The organism is Neisseria sp. P0021.S007 (assembly GCF_051956855.1).
The window spans coordinates 1-556 of the sequence record NZ_JBQCXA010000974.1 but is presented as its reverse complement, the minus strand read 5'-3'; the positions used below and the strand labels follow the sequence as shown (position 1 = coordinate 556).

The window sequence follows — 556 nt, the reverse complement described above, 5'->3', positions numbered from 1 at the left end:
GCCTGGCACCTGTGGCCAAAGTATTGAACGAAAACATCGGTATCGTAAACGGCGTGATGACCACCATCCATGCGCTGACCAACGACCAAACCGTAACCGACGTACGCCACAAAGACCTGCGCCGTGCGCGTAGCGGTGTGGAAAACATGATTCCGACCAAAACCGGCGCTGCAAAAGCCGGCGGTTTGGTATTGCCGGACCTGAAAGGCAAACTCGACGGCCTCGCCATCCGCGTACCGACCGTCAACGTTTCCCTGGTTGACCTGAGCTTCCAAGCAGGCCGCGACACTTCCGCCGAAGAAATCAACGCGCTGATGAAAGCCGCTTCCGAAGAAGGCCGTCTGAAAGGCGTATTGGCCTACAATACCCTGCCGCTGGTTTCTATGGACTTCAACCACACTACCCAAGCCAGCACATTCGACTCTACGCTGACTAAAGTCACCGCAGGCAAAATGGTTAAAGTGTTCGCATGGTACGACAACGAGTGGGGCTTCAGCTGCCAAACGCTGAACACCGCGCGCCGTATGTTCGGTTTGGAAGTACGTCCGTTCTAATC

Annotated in this window: 1 protein-coding gene; it reads left to right on the top strand. The window is 55.6% G+C overall.

What is annotated here, in order from left to right:
* Positions 1 to 554, top strand: a 554-nt coding sequence (locus ACTHUR_RS17035; protein WP_440399881.1) for a type I glyceraldehyde-3-phosphate dehydrogenase, incomplete at its 5' end; no start/stop codon positions are given.
* Positions 555 to 556 lie beyond the last annotated feature (2 nt).